Genomic DNA, 17,340 nt, shown 5'->3' with positions numbered 1-17,340 from the left:
CATCTGTAGGATCGTTCAACTGATCAGGAAAATGCTTAAATGATCAGTGTTAGCTCATGGGCTGCATTTTCGTATCTAATTGGCGTAGCTTTAAGCTTATTTCGAAGCAATCACTGTAATCAGCTGGTGGCTTTCGCCAGGCTGTAACGTTTTGCCTGCTTCTAGGCTTGGTGCGTGCAGTGTTGACTCGACACACATCATGGTTAGATAACCGTCGTCTTGCATGTCGCCCATACCTGCAGCCCCTTCCGCCCACGGGTTCCAAAGTACCGCAGAGTTATGGCCGTGGTTTTCAACTGTTAGCGTGCGATCCAGCTTTTTGTCAGCAACAAAGATTTGCGCTTCTGGTTGCGTGTAAACGCGGTCAATCGTGTCAGTCAGTACCAGTTCAGCACCACCTTGGCAGATCTTGCCACGTTGTAGGCTATCAATGTACTCAGCACCCATACCCGTTGTGGTTGTGTTGTGAATATCGCCAACGTTTAGGTAAGTGTGCAGTGCACCAGAGAAAGTCCATGGCTGAGAATCAGTGTTCTTCACGTCCAGCGTTACTTTTAGCTGCTCGCCGATCTCAACATTCAAACGTGCATCAAACTGATGAGGCCATACTGCTAGCGTCTCTTCGTTTGGCTTCAGAGCTAAGCTAACAATCACGCCAGCTTCGCTTTCACGGTGCTCAACTAATTGCCATTCGCTTGAACGTGCAAAACCATGCGCTGGGGCTGCAATGCGACCAAACCAAGGCCAACATACTGGAATACCACCACGCAGAGCCGTTTTGCCGTCGAATTTAGCTTGTTGGCTCATCCAAATTAGGTCTTCTTGACCTTGTGGTTGAAATGACACCACATGACCGCCAAACAACGAAATCGCTGCGTTTGCTTTATCGTGGATAACACGAACTAGTTTTACACCTTCGTGCTCAACGATAGTGACGTTGTCAGAAAGTACCGCCAGTGCAGGTAGAGTAGATAAATCCATTACATGATCCTTCTAAGGAAATTGAATTCAAATGCTGACTAGAACTAGGGTGCTTGTGATTTTATGAGTGACAAGCAGAGTCAGTATTGGAATTGAATTTCAGTGTTTTGGTGATCGGGATTGAAGTCGGAAGTTGTTTAAAAGATAGCAGGTATTAAAAAGGCGACACTAAGGTCGCCTTTTTCAAAGTCTGCTCAAAACAGTCTTCGCTAATGCTTATCTAAAGCTATTTCTAAAAAGAAATTACTTAGAGATGTGAGCGATTAGGTCTAGAACTTTGTTTGAGTAACCGATTTCGTTGTCGTACCAAGATACAACTTTAACGAATTTGTCAGTTAGAGCAACACCAGCTTTAGCATCGAATACTGAAGTTTGAACTTCACCGATGAAATCTTGTGATACTACTTGGTCTTCAGTGTAACCAAGAACGCCAGCCATTTCGCCTTCAGAAGCTTCTTTCATTGCAGCACAAATTTCTTCGTAAGATGCAGCTTCTTTTAGGTTAACAGTTAGGTCAACTACAGATACGTTAGCAGTTGGTACACGGAAAGCCATACCAGTTAGAAGGCCGTTTAGTTCTGGAAGAACAACGCCTACAGCTTTAGCAGCACCAGTTGAAGATGGGATGATGTTTTGAGAAGCACCACGGCCACCGCGCCAGTCTTTAGCAGAAGGGCCATCTACAGTTTTTTGAGTTGCTGTAGTAGCGTGAACTGTAGTCATAAGACCAGACTCAATGCCCCACTTATCGTTAAGTACTTTAGCGATAGGTGCAAGACAGTTAGTAGTACAAGAAGCGTTAGAAACGATGTCTTGACCAGCGTAAGATGCTTGGTTAACGCCCATTACGAACATTGGAGTTGCATCTTTAGAAGGACCAGTAAGAACTACTTTCTTAGCGCCAGCAGTGATGTGCTTACGTGCAGTCTCGTCAGTTAGGAAAAGACCAGTTGCTTCAGCAACTACGTCTACTTCGATAGCATCCCACTTAAGGTCTTCTGGGTTACGCTCAGCTGTAACACGTACAGTTTTACCGTTAACGATTAGGTTACCGCCTTCAACTTCAACAGTACCGTTGAAACGGCCGTGAGTTGAGTCGTACTTAAGCATGTATGCCATGTACTCTACGTCGATTAGATCGTTAATACCTACTACTTCGATGTCTGCACGCTCTTGAGCTGCGCGGAATACGAAACGGCCGATACGGCCAAAACCGTTAATACCTACTTTGATAGTCATTGTAGTTGCTCCACAACTTAATTTCTGATTAAAGATAACTGGTAGTAAAATTACAGAATCCAGTATACATCTGCAATAGATAATCCGACTTAACTTGTTTAATGTCAAAAAAAAGCGACGCTTTTCTTAACAATTGGGTGTAAGTGGTTGAAAATTGACCATTGCGAGTGGCTCTGTACCCTTCCAGTTGGGTAAAATACCTCTAAATGATGATTCACTTATGAGTGTATATGTACAATGTTTCCTGGTGAGAAAGTATGTGCTACAAAACGACTCATATGCAAGCCTTTATAGAAAAAAGTAAATATAATAACTGATAATGTGGAGAGATATTAACGTGATTCAAAAGGGAGGAAATATGATAAAGCCTGATGAATACTGGCGTGAACGCCTAACGGACGATGAATTTTCTGTGTGTCGTCAACGTGGTACCGAAGCCCCATATAGCGGTAAGTTACTGCACAACCATAAGACGGGTGTCTATAGCTGCACATGCTGTGAAAGCCCTTTGTTTCTGTCGGATAACAAATATGATTCAGGGTGCGGTTGGCCAAGCTTTGATGCCCCAGTGAATGATGAAGCAGTACGCTATATAGAAGATCTAAGTCACGGAATGAAGCGTGTGGAGATCCGTTGTACTGCATGTGATAGCCATTTAGGTCACGTTTTTCCTGATGGCCCACAGACAACAGGTGAGCGATTCTGTGTTAATTCTGTGTCGTTAATTTTCAACAAAAATGACAAAAGTACGAAATAACTTGTCACAATTGTTTAATCCTTACAGGTCGTACTTGTCGATTAAGGACTATTGAACAACCCAAGATTTCAGAATTAACTCTAGTACAAATAAAAACAGCTACCATGACGGTAGCTGTTTTTTTGTGCATTAAGAAATCAAAACTAATAGTTCGGCACTATAGACGCGGTGTAAACGCCGTCTTCAATGGCTTCGACAATCTTTTCAGCATCATCATTGAATTGCTTGTATTGAGGTTTGTCGAAACGATACAGCACAGTGAGCTCAGCTTCAGAAGCAATGGGCACATCAAAGTCTTTGGCAACCATTGCCCACACATACGCTTTTTCCATATGACCAAGGCTGTGGTTGATACTGGCCATCGACTTGAAGATTTCAGTGTTGACGACCGAACCATTTGAAAGCGTTAACGCATTATTGAGTAGTTTAAGCGTTTTTGCATGATCGCGGGTGGTATAGAAGGTGGCTAAGGCATATTGCATTTCTGCCGTATTTAACGCTTCTTTCCCTTCTAGTTGTAGGAAACTGCGTCTTGCGTTGGTATCCCCAGTTTGTGACCACATAAAATAAAGCGTTTCCGGGGTATTTGATCGCGAGAGTTCATCAACAATACGCTCAGACTCTTCGATACTATTCATTAAGGAGATGAAGCGACGTTCTTGAAGTTTGGATTGATCAATCGTTTCAATTTGTGCTGCAAGTTCTAAACACTTTTTGTAGGCAGAGACTAATTCGAACTCTTTAATCTTATTGGTATCGCTGGGGTTTTCTTTTGCTTCAAATCGATGCCAGACGAGGTCGGTACGTGCGACACGGCACTGTCCGTCGTTCATATTTAACTTTTCACACTGAAGCCACGGGTTGCTTTCGCACAATTGAGCGGTATTTTTGTTCCCGTCAAAACACCCAACCAGAGTGAAAGGCAATAGGCTTAGTACCAACCATTTCATAATTTTCATATTCCTTCACTTGTGATCAAATACACTTATTTTCAGTCAGGTTCTTGACTCAATTCTGATACGGGTTATTTTCTGGTGAAAATTGTTAAAACTAAGGCCTTACCATGGATGCAGAACAACTTCTTAGCGCAATGACCCCCGAGGTCTACGAACGTTTAAACTATGCAGTTGAAACGGGGAAATGGCCAGAAGGAACGGCGCTCTCTAAAGAACAGCGCGACTCGTGTATGCAGGCGGTTATGTTGTATCAATCGAAACATAACTCTGAAGCTCAACATATGACAATTGCAGCCGGCGGAGAAATTAGCTTTAAATCAAAGTCTGAACTAAAGAAGCAGTTTAAGTCCGACCAAGAAGATATTGTTAGAGTTAATCCTAATCATTAGGCTTAAATTACAACAAAGGGGTGGCACAGTGCCACCCCTTTTTTACAGTTAAGCTGTTTATTTATAAACAATAATACGATTTAGTTCAGGTTTACGTGAAGGGCTTGATTAAAGGTAAGCCCTCGGCTAAACGAATCGCAGGATAGGCTTATAAGCTCATCTCACCGCGTAACACTTGTTGCATTTGAGCTTTCACTTGTTCGTAGCTTAAGTTTTGGCTCAACAGGTAATGTAACTTCGCCAGTGCCGCTTCTGGTGTCATATCGTAACCACTAATAACTCCAGATTCTGCTAGTGCACAACCCGTCGCGTAGCCACCCATATTGACTTTACCGGCCAAACACTGAGTTAGATTCACTACAATCACACCTCGTTCTGATGCATCTTTTAAGTGCTGAAGTAACTCTTGATTTTGTGGTGCGTTACCAACACCAAAAGTAAGCAAAATCATTGCGTTAACAGGCTGTAGTAGCGTGTTGCGAATCACCTCATGTGAGATACCTGGGTACATAGTGATTACACCGATGGGTTGCGGAGTAATGTTATGAACCTTGAAAGCACCTTCAGGTTGCTCGTTTACCTTAACGTTATTGCTGATCTGGATATTGATACCCGCTTCTAGCAATGGGGTTAGGTTTGGAGAGGTAAACGCATTGAAGCCATCTGCGTGTGATTTTGTGCTGCGGTTACCGCGCATCAACTTGTTGTTGAAGAACAGTGTCACTTCGTTGATCGGGTAGTTCGCTGCAATGTGCAGAGCGTTCAGCAGGTTTGCTTGTCCATCTGAACGTAACTCTGCCAATGGGATCTGAGAGCCCGTAACAATCACAGGTTTGCCGAGGTTTTCCAGCATGAAAGACAGAGCAGAGGCGGTGTAAGCCATTGTGTCTGTACCGTGTAGGATAACGAAACCATCGTACTTATCGTAGTTCGCGCGAATATCATCAGCGATAGTCTGCCAATCAAGTGGCGTCATATCTGAAGAGTCCATTAATGGAGAGTATTCATGAATGGTGTACTCAGGCATTTCTGGGCGATGGAATTCAGGCATGCCAGCTAGCTGCTTATCCATAAAACCTGCGACTGGGACATAGCCGTGGTCCAAAGACTTCTGCATGCCAATTGTGCCGCCGGTATACGCGATATAGATGTGTTTTCTTTCCATGGCGATTAATACTTAGTGTGATATAGGGAACAGGGGGGCGATTATAGCGAATTATCATGCAATAAAAAGAGGCGCCTCACACAGAGGCGCCTCTTGATAACAAAGCGTTGAGCTTATCTTATTGAACTTGGCAGTTTAAGCAAAAAGCATATCGACCTTGTGGGTCGTTAAAGTTACCTAACAGTTGGCTATCTTGAGCTAACTGTTGAGTAACAGGCTGTAAACTGCTTGGAATCATTGACTGAATATCAAGGCCTATCGACATCTGAACTTGGTTCATAAATTCTTGAATAAATAGTTCAGTGGCTGAAAGAGGCTCTTCTACCCAGTAAATGTTGTAGGTCTCAAGCTCTGCAAGTGAAGCCGCAGCTGTAATCGCATCATCAAAATCACCAATTTCATCGACTAGACCTTTCTCGATTGCATCTTGGCCTGTCCATACTCGACCTTGAGCAATCTTGTCGACAGCATCGACTTCCAGACCGCGATTTTCTCCAACTAGGCTGATGAATCGGCGGTATCCGTTTTCAATGCCCATTTGGAACGCGTCTTTCGCGCCTTCGCTAAGCCCTGTTGTAATACCAAGACCTGAGAAAGGTGAGGTGCCAACGCCATCGGTGTAAACGCCGATATCGTTCAAGCCTTTCTCAAAGGTCGTGATAACACTGAAGATACCGATCGAGCCTGTTAGTGTGGTTGGTTGAGCCAAAATCTTGTCTGCGCCCATCGAGATCCAATAACCACCAGAAGCAGCCAGGCTAGACATAGAAACCACAACAGGTTTACCAGCTTGCTTGATCGCTTCTATTTCATTGCGGATAACTTCTGAAGCAAATGCGCTACCACCTGGACTGTCTACACGAAGTACAACCGCTTTTACTTTGTCGTCGTTGCGCGCTTGGCGAAGTAGGGCGGCCGTGGTATCACCACCAACGGTGCCACGTGGCTGCTTGCCATCCATAATTGCGCCGCTAGCGACAATTACAGCGACATCGTGCAATTCACTTGTTAGGTCAGGAAGCATGGTTGTACGGTACTCGTAGTACCCCAACGCGTTATAGCTGTCTTGACCGTCACTGCCGAAGACGTCTGCGAGCTCTAGACGAACTTGTTGGCGAGTTGCCAGTTCGTCAACTAAACCAAGCTTCTCTGCCAGTTTTGCGATATCGCCATCAACCGACTCAAGGTCTTTTAAGAAAGAGTCCATGCTTGGGTTCAAGGTTTTAGCATCGATCTGGCGGTTGTTGCTTACGTCATCAACGTATGCTCCCCACAGTTGACCCAACCAACGAGAAGCTGACTCTTTCGCTGCGTCTGACATATCGTCGCGAATGAAAGGTTCGATTGCAGACTTATAAGTACCGACGCGGAATACATGTGTATTTACGTCAAGCTTCTCTAATAGAGTTTTGTAGAATAGCGAGTAAGCACTGTAGCCTTTAAGAAGAACCCCACCATCTGGTGATAGGAAGACTTTAGTTGCGTAGCTGGCTAGGTAGTATTGGCTTTGGTTGTAAAAGTCACCCACCGCATAAATTGGTTTGCCAGTTGCTTTGAACTCGTTGAGCGCTTTAGCAATGTAGCGAAGCTTGGTCAGATTGGTTTCTGGCAGTTCTTTGAGTGCTAAAACGATACCAGTTACCTTGTCATCGTCTTTGGCGTAGCGAATCGTTTCAACAATATCAAACAGGACGTTCTCTTTTGGAAGGTCTTTGCCAAGCAGTGAACCCGTGACTGAATCCATCGGATTGATATAGCGACTTTGCTCCACGATAGGACCAGACAGGTTAAGCACTAAAGCCGATTCCTGTGGAACAGTGGGTTGAGTTGTGTCTGAGTGGAAGTATACAAAGTAGATGATGGCGATACTGAGTAAAAAGAAAAGGTTAACCAGCGCAAGACGCACAAACGTGATGAGCTTCCAAATCCCTTTAAAGATCATGCCTATAAATTTGAATATTTTTTTCATTCTGTCTCCGCAGTGAGATCACGTCGCTTTAACAAGCTGTAGTACCATTAATCTCAATAATATGAACTGCTTGATATCCTACGATAATTCCCTAGCTCAAACTACACCAAGAATTGCTAATCGATATATATTCTCATTAAGTGTAGTCATATTAGGGGTTTCTGAACGATTAATACGTCCTGCATTATGATCGGTGTTACAAAAATGTAAACAGTTGTTTGAACTTTTGGTGATTGAGTTATATTGTGGTCTGACCACAAGGATATAATAATAGAAGTGATGTCTGCCATGTACCCACATTTACTCGAACCACTCGATCTTGGATTTACTCAGTTACGTAACCGTGTATTGATGGGATCAATGCACACGGGTTTAGAAGAAAATAAAGAAGGCCTCCACAAGCTTGCCGCGTTTTATGAAGAGCGAGCAAAAGGAGGCGTTGGCCTTATTGTTACCGGTGGTTTCTCTCCTAATTTACGTGGCAGATTGACCCCATTTAGTGCTGAGTTCAGTAAAGTTAAGCACGCTAAAGCTCACCAAGTTGTTACCGAGGCCGTGCATAAGCACGGCGGTAAGATTGCCCTTCAGTTGCTACATGCTGGCCGCTATGCCATGCACCCATTCGCGCAAAGTGCTTCGGGCATCAAAGCGCCAATCGCTAAGTTTGCACCGAGTGAGATGAGCCCTCGTCAAATTAAAAAGACCATCGGTGCTTTTGCCAACAGTGCAGAGCTAGCTCAGGTTGCTGGCTATGACGGCATAGAGATCATGGGCTCCGAAGGTTACTTGATTAACCAATTTATCTGTAAACGTACCAACATGCGTTATGACGAATGGGGCGGTTCTTACGAGAAGCGTATGCGTTTCCCACTAGAGATCGTTAAATCGATTCGCGAAGCGGTGGGTAAAGATTTCATCATTATTTTCCGCTTATCGATGCTGGATTTGGTTGAGCAAGGCAGCACATTCGAAGATGTTGTACTTCTGGCTCAGAAGCTAGAAGAAGCGGGCGTGACCATTATTAATACCGGTATTGGTTGGCATGAAGCTCGTGTCCCAACTATTGCGACACAAGTTCCAAGAGGGGCATTCTCTTGGGTGACGGAAAAAGTAAAACCATACGTGTCGATCCCAGTGGTGACGTGTAACCGAATCAACACGCCAGAAGAGGCCGAACGTATCCTCAGTTCAGGACAGGCCGACATGGTATCAATGGCTCGTCCATTCTTGGCTGACCCTGACTTTGTTAATAAAGCCGCTCAAGACCAAGCGCAGTTCATTAACACCTGTATCGGTTGTAACCAAGCGTGTCTTGATAACGTATTCAAAGGCAAACGAGCGAGCTGCTTGGTGAACCCTCGCGCTTGTTACGAAACTGAAATTGTTGTGCAACCAGCTCAAGCAACCAAAACCATTGCCGTCGTCGGTGCTGGGCCAGCAGGTTTAGCTTGTGCAACAACGTTGGCACAGCGTGGGCATAAGGTTGATCTGATAGAGAAAAATGACCGCATCGGTGGACAATTTAGATTGGCAATGCAGATTCCGGGTAAAGAAGAGTTCAGAGAAACGATTCGTTACTTTGCTAACCAAATAGATGCATCAGGCGTGAACTTAAAACTGGATACTGAAGCGACGTTTGAGATGTTGTTGAAGTACGATGAAGTCGTGATGGCTGCTGGTGTTGAACCCAGAAAGCTTGATATTGAAGGGATAGATCAAGAAAACGTAGTCGACTATCAAACCTTGATTCGTGAAAAGACACCAGTAGGCGAAAAAGTCGCGATTGTTGGTGCAGGTGGTATTGGTATTGATGTGGCAACTATGCTGACAGAGCCGACTTCTCATAGCTTGGACGATTGGCTGCATGAGTGGGGCATTGATAAGAATATGGAGCACCCAGGTGGACTTTATCCTTATCCTGATTCGTTCAGTGATAAAACGGTTTGGGTGATGCAGCGTAAAGCGGGTCGTGTCGGTAAAGGTCCAGGTAAGACTACAGGTTGGATTCATAAACGCACATTAGAAAAACGTGGTGTGAACTTACTTGGTGGCGTGAGCTACAACAAGATTGACGATCAAGGTCTGCACATCAGCGTTGGTAAGAAAGATCAGGTACTCGATGCCGATTCCGTTATCGTGTGTGCGGGTCAAGTTTCTGTTCGCCCGTTTGAAGATATGTGGCAAGAGTTTGGTGGCAAACTTCACGTGATCGGTGGTGCTGATTACGCGGGTGAACTTGATGCGGTACGTGCTATTCGCCAAGGTGTTGAGTTAGCTATTAAGCTTTAACAACAAACAGAATGTTCTCGTTTGATAAGTTTGAATCAGAAAGTTCAATAAGCTGAACTAGACGGGTAACTAAGCTTGGACTAGACAGATAAATAAGGCTCCTAAGTCATAGATTTAGGGGCCTTTGTTGTTTCTAGTGTCGTTTCAAATATTGCTTCAAATAGACAGCCGTTGAGATTTATTATCGTTTGTGTTCTGTGCTACAGTTCAATTATACAAACAATAAAAATTAGTAAGGACTTCAAATGGATGCTTTGGATCTATTGCTCAACAGGCGCTCAATCGCAAAACTCTCTGATCCGGCTCCTGAAGGTGTGGCGTTAGAAAATATCATTAAAGCGGGCTTACGTGCTCCAGACCACGGCGCATTGACACCATGGCGCTTTGTTATCGCACAAGGCTCAGGGTTACAGAAGCTCTCTGATATTTTGGTTCGTGCGGCACAAGCTGACGAGAGCGAAGAAGCGGTCATTGAGAAAGTTAAAAAAGCGCCGTTTCGAGCTCCAATGGTGATCACTATCATCGCAAAGGTAACTGAGCACGAAAAAGTGCCAGCATTCGAACAACACCTGTCTGCGGGTTGTGCTGCGCAAGCAATGCAAATGGCCGCAGTTGCACAAGGCTTCCAAGGTTTTTGGCGTTCAGGCAAATGGATGTTCCACCCTGAAGTGCACCAAGCTTTCGGCTTAGAAGGCGACGATGAAATTGTTGGTTTCCTATACCTAGGCACTCCGGGCTGTACGCCAATGAAAGTACCAGAGCGTGACTTCTCAAAGTTCGTTGAGTTCTTATAGATCTCGTCAGTAAAACAACGACACAACGAATTGTTGAATGCTAACTGTATAAACAACCAGTTTTCCTTGATTTCTAGGGGCCACATTAGATAATGTGGCCCTAATTGTTTGTAGCATCTGGAAAAACATGTCTCGCCTTATTATTGCTGAAAAACCAAGCCTAGGCCGCGCGATCGCCGCCGCACTACCTAATCCACAAAAGAAAGACCAAGGGTTTATCAAATGTGGCAATGGAGATGTGGTGACTTGGTGTATTGGACACTTATTGGAGCAGGTTGAGCCAGACGCTTATGACGACCGTTACAAGAAATGGAACCTCGCTGATCTTCCTATTGTGCCAGAGCAATGGCAGCTGAGACCGCGTAAGACTTCAAGTAAACAGCTTACGGTGATCCGAAAGCTATTGAAGGACGCGACCCAAATTGTCCATGCGGGTGACCCGGATAGAGAAGGGCAGTTGCTAGTTGATGAAGTGATTGATTACTGCAAAGTATCCAAGGCTAAGAAAGAGTCGATGGACAGGCTACTGATCAGTGACTTGAACTTACCTGCCGTAAAACGTGCGCTCTCTCAAATGCGCAGTAACCGTGACTTTATCCCACTATCAATTTCAGCTTTGGCACGCTCTAGAGCCGATTGGTTATATGGCATGAACATGACTCGCGCCTATACCTTACTTGGCCAAAAGGCGGGCTACCAAGGCGTGTTGTCGGTAGGGCGAGTGCAAACGCCTGTACTTGGTTTGGTCGTAAGGCGTGATGAAGAGATCGAGAACTTCATTCCGAAAGATTATTTTACTCTGCATGCGCTGATCCCTTATCAAAACAACGGCCAGAGCTTTGATATTCGAGCACGTTGGAAACCAAGCGAAGCATGTAAGCCATGGCAAGATGAAGAAGGCCGGGTGCTCAATCGAAAACTGGTTGAGAATGTCGCTAACCGAATTGCGAATCAACCCGCGACGGTGACGGAATCAGAGCAAAAGCAAAGCAAACAAGCGGCGCCACTGCCTTATTCGCTGTCAGCTCTGCAGATTGATGCGTCTAAGCGTTTTGGTATGAGCGCTCAACAGGTACTCGACACTTGTCAGTCATTGTATGAGAAACACAAACTCATCACTTACCCACGTTCTGACAGCCGCTATCTACCTAAGGATCACTACTCGCAAAGAGAGTCGGTCGTGGATGCCATCGCTAACAATGCGAAAGAGCTGAAAAGTGGTGCTCAAGGTGCGGATCTTTCTCTTAAATCCAAAGCATGGAACGACAGCAAGGTCGATGCTCACCACGCGATAATTCCTACTCCGAAAAAGTCATCGGTGAACGGCCTGTCTGCCAACGAGATGAAAATCTATCAGCAAATCGCTCGCCAGTATCTAATGCAATTCTACCCACCTGCTATTTTTGCCGATGCCAAGTTAGTCTTTGATATTGCTGGTGGTGTGTTCATCGCAAAGGGGCGACAACTTATTAGCCCAGGTTGGAAGGTGTTGATGGGGAAAACGGACACCGAAGAGAAAGGCGACGGCACAGATACGGTTCCCCCATTGGATAAAGGAACGGTGCTGACTTGTCGTGAAGGTATTATTGGTGATAAGAAAACCGAACCACCAAAGCACTTCACAGAAGCGACCTTGCTACAAGCGATGACAGGTATCGCGCGCTTTGTCGCGAACAAAGACCTTAAAGCCATTTTGAAAGAGACCGATGGCCTTGGAACGGAAGCAACCCGCGCGGGTATTCTCGATACTCTATTCAAAAGGCAGTTGCTAACTCGCCAAGGTAAAAGCATTCACAGTAGCCCGGCGGGAAGAGGATTGATTCATGCCTTACCTGAGGACTCGACCTTTCCAGACATGACGGCTCACTGGGAGCATCAGTTGCAAGGCATGGCTGAACGAAACCAAGCGTATCAACCCTTCATGCAAGCGCTAGAAAGTAAGATCGATGGCTTAATGGGTAAGGTAAAAACAGGTGAAGTCCCTGAATCTCTGCGTCATCTGCCTAAAGTTGAAAGACCAGCATTCAAGCGCCGTAAAGGCGGTGGGACAAGGAAGAAGACTTACGCGAAGAAAGGCGCTAAAAGTTAATCAGTTAGAAACTGAAAGCTAACAACACCCATTATTGATATTGGGAATCAATATTAACGACCGACCTTGCGCCCACAACGTTTAAACAGCTGCTGCCAATAATCAACATGGCGGCGAGTTGATGCTCGAAAAGCTTGATGTGCATCTTGGATGGGAAAGTAATAACTGTGCAGTTCAGGTTGCGCGTCAAACATCCCAAGTTGCGGGGCTAACTGCTGATAATAGCCATCCAGCTGCGCCATGTACGGCTGAACTTTGCCTATATATTGCTGCTCGAACACATTGTTGAGATAACGAAACTTGGTCGTGTCTCGTTGTTTACCACAGATGATATTGTGATCAAAAGTTGTCAGCTGTTTGGTGATGGTATCAAGTTCGGCCGAAGCTCGCGTGAGCGAGTAGTATAAATCCCCGAGCGTAGAGCTCTTTTCTAATACTTCTTGAACCTCAGTAGTCTTTCCCGAAACGAGCGGAACGTTTAACGCTTGATTGATATGTTCTAAGGCATCACTGGTTTGTCGTACCTGATCGCCGATATCAGCACGTAACCACTGACTACCACGCATTTGCGACTGCATGGCATCGCTGGCATAGATTAGATTCCACTGGTGCAGCGGAAACTGTGTGAGTTTCTGCTGCTCGATTTCTTTCAGTAGCTCTACGACCTCAGGGTCTAATTCGCTACCGGATAAACATTTCCCAACACCTGCAAGTAACGCGACTTGATAGTCGTAATTACGAAACTCATCCGCGACTTTGCCCAGAACCGAATTTCTTTCTGCAATCAGATTGAACAATCCACACTGACGAAGCTGGTAACTGTCGATGAGACCGATAGAAAGCGAGGGCACGTCAAGCAGCAGTTCTCGTTTTCTCGGTAGGCTTTCAAATTCCCATTCCTCTTTTATCTCGTCAGCATCTTGTACTCTGGCTATCTTGGTTTGGTAGTCGTCGAATAAGTCTCCGGGGCCATCACTAAAACAGCCAGCTAGCGTCACCGTCAGACAAAACAGTGTTGAGTGCTTAACTAGGTTTGAGAGAGGGCCATCATTCATCTGCGGGCTACCAGTCTATTTCGCTGCCATCGAAATTGAAGAAGTGACCACTTACTTCAGTATTCGCTGACTCGATGACTTTAATAAGGCCGGAAGCTGAAGTGTCGGTGTCGATCAGAGCATTAGGGCCGCCCATTTCGGTCTGTACCCAACCAGGATGCAGAGCTAACACCGTAACGCCGTTATCGGTTAAGTCGTTACTTAAGCTCTTCACAACGGAGTTTAGAGCGGCTTTGGAGGAGCGATAGATGTAGCCGCCTCCTGAGGTGTTCTCGGACATGCTACCGACTCTAGAAGACAGGCAGGCGATCTTTTTGACGTCACTACTTTCTATAAGAGGTAATAGAGTCTCGACAAGCTTCAATGGCGCAATGGTGTTGACTTCGAATACACGGCGCCACTCTTCGACATCGGTATTACCCAGACCATAACCTTTAGGACCATAGTAGCCAGCGTTGTTGATCAAGATATCAATCGACTCTATTTGCGAAGTGAGGTGGCTCACTGCTTGGTAATCGGTTATCTCTAATTGAATGCAGGTCAGATTGCTGTTGTGGTCTGCGAGAGAGCAGTTCTTTTGCTGAATTGGCATCACGATAAGTCGCGTACACCTTGTGGCTACCTTCCAAGTATTGTTGAGTCAGGCTTAAGCCAATGCCGCGATTTGCTCCAGTAATAAAAATAACGCTCATGGTGATTCCTTTTCAGTTCAATTAGTTAAGTTTGATGGCTTAACACGAGAAAATCAACGCTCCACCAACTGGCTATTAGCATACCTACAAAAATCATTACTGCAGCCATCGAACCACAGATCACACCACAGATGAGTATTACGTTTTTCATTGTTGTCTCTGGAATTAATTAAAGGTAATGATAACCATTATCATCAATTAAGGTTGTCGCCAAGTCTTAGACTGTTATGATTTTGAGATTGATACGTAATACGCCCGATCTATGACTCCTTTAATTTACCATCCAATTTATTCTCAGTTGCCTTTACCAGAAGGGCATCGTTATCCAATCAATAAATATCAACTGTTGCACAGTGCTGTGACGCACCACATGGATAGCGATCCAAAATGGGGTAATGCATTCGAAATGTTCCAGCCAATGCCTGTTTCGGTAGAACAAGTAAAGCAGGTACACGATGGTGAATATGTCGATTTGCTAGTTTCTGGAAATTTGCCAGCAGCAAAAATGAGACGTATCGGCTTTCCGTGGAGTGAACAGCTTATAGAAAGGACACTCTATTCAAGTGGTGGAACCTGCTTGGCCGCTGAAATGGCCATCGAGAGTGGTTTAGCGATTCATCTCAGCGGTGGCTATCATCATGCGCACCGAGATTTTGGCAGTGGCTTCTGTTTGTTGAATGATCTGGTCTTGGCGGCCAAGCACGCATTAACCTTTGAGCATATAGATAAAGTGCTGATCGTCGACAGTGATGTTCACCATGGCGATGGTACAGCGACACTTTGCCAAGAGAGCGATGAGATTATTACTTTGTCATTCCACTGCGACAAAAATTTTCCTGCGCGTAAACCGTTATCTGATTTAGATGTGCCATTAAGTCGTGAAACAGAAGATGAAGAGTTCTTACGTTGTTTTGAACAAGTCACCAAGTTGGCGATTGCGCATCACCAACCTGATCTCATTATTTATGACGCGGGGATCGACATCCATCAAGACGATGAACTGGGTTATTTGAATGTTTCGACAAAAGGGATATTTGAACGCGACTGTTTCATGATTGAATTAGCGAAATCAGAGTCTATTCCAATGGCGTGTGTAGTCGGTGGCGGATATCGAACTGAACATCAAGATCTGGTGCCGATTCACATGCAGTTATTGAAGGCCGCATTTACTGTCAGCAGTTGAGTGGTGAGCTTGTGTGATCTCCAGATACAAAAAAGCCGCTGATTTCTCAGCGGCTTTCTTTAATGTGGTGGAGGGATAGGGATTTGAACCCAACGCTCGCAACAAAAAATTAAACTTTTCCGTTTATTATCAATAACCTTTGAAGTGGTAGCTAAGCATTGGTTATCAATCTAGTACGTCAATTGACATTACGCTTTTTAATGAGGTAGTTCAAGCCAAAGTCATGATAAACTCAATAAATTAATCGCTTGTTTAGTTACATCTAAACAATTATGTGGTTTACCCACCCCACGGAAGTAGTCTTGGATAATACTTGCCCATTGACTTTCCGAGTAACCCTCATCTGCATCATAAATTGATGAGTTGTGCAGGCATTCGGTTCCTATCATTGCAAGTAAAACCTGATGATGTTCAGGGTAATGGGAGTCTTCTGGACGCAATTGTACGATTCCTCTTTCTCCTAATAACGCAGTTAAAACAGCGGCATCGGCTTTATGTCTTAGAATATGATCTGCAACATCGTTATGAAAAGTAAAAACCAAAACCCCAAAAAGTCTTAAGAGTCTGTAACTGAAATTTTTATTGGTGCTTAATGCTTCACGATTCGATAGTTGATGATAGATTTCAATATGTCGAACTAGAGTTTCAACTTCCCTTAGAGAGGTGTTGTTTGTTCGGATATACTGCCGCACCAAATTAAAGTCACTGTGTTGCCAAAGTTCTGTGTTATCTAACGTTTGGCTAGAACGGACTAATCGTTGGTAATGATTTACTGAAGCAAGAGTTAGTTCGGCATGTACTGAGGGTACTATCTCTGGAAGAGTAAACCTAAACTTCAAAAACTTATCTAAATATCGATTGGCATCCACTTCATCGCCATAGCTATTATTAATAGCAGCCCTTAGCTGCTGCGTGTTAGTAACTAAAACAAACTTTAGACTTGGGACGTTAAAAGTATGCTTAATTACCTCTAGCATACTTACTGCAAAGTCAGGGCGACATCGGTCAAGCTCGTCGATAAAGATAATAATCGGCTTGCTAGAACCTAATTCTTCAAGTGCCGTTTGAAGTGAGTTTAAATTTTGGTTGGATTGAACATGGTCTTTTATTAGTGCGTTTACCGAAGCATCAAGGGCTTTATCTGCTACTTTTTGAACTTCTTTGTCAAAATCATTCACAATGTCATTAGCCTCTTGGCGTAAAGCGTGGGCCACTAAAGCCTTACCAACAGCCTTAGCACCAAAACGAATAGCAGGCTTAGCCTTCTCAATAAAAGACTTCCGTTGTATTCCTTCAGGTATCAATTTAATAATTCCACTTAAGAGAGTAAGGAGTGGCTCATTTGCATGATCAGCTTGAAACGCATCGATATAAATTAAGTGACTAGTATCTCCAATTTTCATGAGTTGGATAAGCTTCTGGCAAAATTCAGTTTTTCCAGTTCCCCAGCCACCATCAATGACCATCGGTGAAATATCAATATCAGATTGAAGTAAAGTAATTACCTTTTCTGCTACTGGCCTACGTTGGAACTCGTCTCTTGTTTCAAATGTAATACTTGTCATAACACCATGCACCGCTCATTTGTTGTGAATAGAGTATTTTCACTTCAAAAAGTCAAATAATCAAAGTGTTTTGGTAAACGAGCAATTGATATTAAGTTTTTATTTACAATCACTTAAGACTACTTTAGTTGATATGTAATTTAAGTTGTCGCAAAACTAAAGTTCTTAGCTATTCTTAACCGATTTAAGAATTCTTAAAAAGCGGACGAAATTTTAA

General features: G+C 44.3%; 14 protein-coding genes and 1 pseudogene. 6 read left to right on the top strand and 9 right to left on the bottom strand.

Going from position 1 to position 17,340, the window contains the following annotated elements:
- Positions 1 to 96: 96 nt before the first annotated feature.
- Together AB6E08_RS17010 and gap are read right to left on the bottom strand one after the other, a co-directional pair.
- On the bottom strand, positions 97 to 981 hold the full coding sequence (locus tag AB6E08_RS17010; RefSeq protein WP_372063775.1) for a D-hexose-6-phosphate mutarotase: 885 nt from the start codon (positions 979 to 981) through the stop codon (positions 97 to 99).
- Positions 982 to 1,224: 243 nt separating this feature from the next.
- Positions 1,225 to 2,220: a type I glyceraldehyde-3-phosphate dehydrogenase gene (gene gap, locus AB6E08_RS17005; RefSeq protein WP_009848658.1), complete on the bottom strand. Its 996-nt coding sequence runs from the start codon at positions 2,218 to 2,220 to the stop codon at positions 1,225 to 1,227.
- 358 nt (positions 2,221 to 2,578) lie between these two features.
- Here gap and msrB point away from each other — a divergent pair, with 358 nt between their 5' ends.
- Positions 2,579 to 2,977 carry a peptide-methionine (R)-S-oxide reductase MsrB gene (gene msrB, locus AB6E08_RS17000; RefSeq protein WP_372063778.1) on the top strand — a complete coding sequence of 133 codons (399 nt, stop codon included), beginning with the start codon at positions 2,579 to 2,581 and terminating at the stop codon, positions 2,975 to 2,977.
- A gap of 143 nt (positions 2,978 to 3,120) precedes the next feature.
- On the opposite strand, the gene AB6E08_RS16995 is transcribed toward msrB, so the two are convergent.
- Positions 3,121 to 3,927: a DUF2989 domain-containing protein gene (locus tag AB6E08_RS16995; RefSeq protein WP_372063845.1), complete on the bottom strand. Its 807-nt coding sequence runs from the start codon at positions 3,925 to 3,927 to the stop codon at positions 3,121 to 3,123.
- A 113-nt stretch (positions 3,928 to 4,040) separates the two neighbouring features.
- Between AB6E08_RS16995 and AB6E08_RS16990 the strand changes: the two genes are divergently transcribed.
- Positions 4,041 to 4,322 (top strand): YeaC family protein, encoded by a 282-nt coding sequence (locus tag AB6E08_RS16990; RefSeq protein WP_009848655.1) that lies wholly within the window; start codon positions 4,041 to 4,043, stop codon positions 4,320 to 4,322.
- A 148-nt stretch (positions 4,323 to 4,470) separates the two neighbouring features.
- On the opposite strand, the gene ansA is transcribed toward AB6E08_RS16990, so the two are convergent.
- Both ansA and sppA read right to left on the bottom strand, forming a co-directional pair.
- Positions 4,471 to 5,487, bottom strand: coding sequence for an asparaginase (ansA, locus tag AB6E08_RS16985; RefSeq protein ID WP_372063780.1), 1,017 nt, complete (start codon positions 5,485 to 5,487; stop codon positions 4,471 to 4,473).
- Between the two features lie 118 nt (positions 5,488 to 5,605).
- Positions 5,606 to 7,456: a signal peptide peptidase SppA gene (gene sppA, locus AB6E08_RS16980; protein ID WP_372063782.1), complete on the bottom strand. Its 1,851-nt coding sequence runs from the start codon at positions 7,454 to 7,456 to the stop codon at positions 5,606 to 5,608.
- 279 nt (positions 7,457 to 7,735) lie between these two features.
- Between sppA and AB6E08_RS16975 the strand changes: the two genes are divergently transcribed.
- The 3 genes from AB6E08_RS16975 to AB6E08_RS16965 all read left to right on the top strand — a co-directional run bounded on the left by AB6E08_RS16975 (position 7,736) and on the right by AB6E08_RS16965 (position 12,628).
- Positions 7,736 to 9,745, top strand: coding sequence for an NADPH-dependent 2,4-dienoyl-CoA reductase (locus AB6E08_RS16975; protein WP_029224084.1), 2,010 nt, complete (start codon positions 7,736 to 7,738; stop codon positions 9,743 to 9,745).
- 245 nt (positions 9,746 to 9,990) lie between these two features.
- Positions 9,991 to 10,539: an NAD(P)H nitroreductase gene (locus AB6E08_RS16970; RefSeq protein WP_009848708.1), complete on the top strand. Its 549-nt coding sequence runs from the start codon at positions 9,991 to 9,993 to the stop codon at positions 10,537 to 10,539.
- A gap of 127 nt (positions 10,540 to 10,666) precedes the next feature.
- Positions 10,667 to 12,628, top strand: coding sequence for a DNA topoisomerase III (locus AB6E08_RS16965; protein ID WP_017099417.1), 1,962 nt, complete (start codon positions 10,667 to 10,669; stop codon positions 12,626 to 12,628).
- 53 nt (positions 12,629 to 12,681) lie between these two features.
- Here AB6E08_RS16965 and AB6E08_RS16960 read toward each other — a convergent pair whose 3' ends face one another.
- The 3 genes and pseudogenes from AB6E08_RS16960 to AB6E08_RS16950 all read right to left on the bottom strand — a co-directional run bounded on the left by AB6E08_RS16960 (position 12,682) and on the right by AB6E08_RS16950 (position 14,526).
- Positions 12,682 to 13,683 (bottom strand): DUF3080 domain-containing protein, encoded by a 1,002-nt coding sequence (locus AB6E08_RS16960; protein WP_017099416.1) that lies wholly within the window; start codon positions 13,681 to 13,683, stop codon positions 12,682 to 12,684.
- Positions 13,684 to 13,690: 7 nt separating this feature from the next.
- Positions 13,691 to 14,375 (bottom strand): annotated as a pseudogene (locus AB6E08_RS16955) (SDR family oxidoreductase).
- A gap of 25 nt (positions 14,376 to 14,400) precedes the next feature.
- The gene (locus AB6E08_RS16950) at positions 14,401 to 14,526 is read right to left on the bottom strand and encodes a hypothetical protein (protein ID WP_258957299.1); all 126 of its coding nucleotides are present in this window, start codon (positions 14,524 to 14,526) and stop codon (positions 14,401 to 14,403) included.
- Positions 14,527 to 14,637: 111 nt separating this feature from the next.
- On the opposite strand from AB6E08_RS16950, the gene AB6E08_RS16945 reads away from it, so the two are divergent.
- Positions 14,638 to 15,558 (top strand): histone deacetylase, encoded by a 921-nt coding sequence (locus tag AB6E08_RS16945; protein WP_017099539.1) that lies wholly within the window; start codon positions 14,638 to 14,640, stop codon positions 15,556 to 15,558.
- A 221-nt stretch (positions 15,559 to 15,779) separates the two neighbouring features.
- Here AB6E08_RS16945 and AB6E08_RS16940 read toward each other — a convergent pair whose 3' ends face one another.
- Complete coding sequence (locus AB6E08_RS16940; RefSeq protein WP_017100278.1) at positions 15,780 to 17,123, bottom strand: P-loop NTPase fold protein; 1,344 nt, start codon at positions 17,121 to 17,123, stop codon at positions 15,780 to 15,782.
- Between the last annotated feature and the right edge of the window lie 217 nt (positions 17,124 to 17,340).

The sequence above is a fragment of the Vibrio sp. 10N.247.310.24 genome, from assembly GCF_041467175.1.
In the GTDB taxonomy this organism is placed as follows: domain Bacteria; phylum Pseudomonadota; class Gammaproteobacteria; order Enterobacterales; family Vibrionaceae; genus Vibrio; species Vibrio tasmaniensis_A.
Note: the sequence above shows the minus strand (reverse complement) of the source record. Positions and strands in the feature narration are given on the sequence as shown.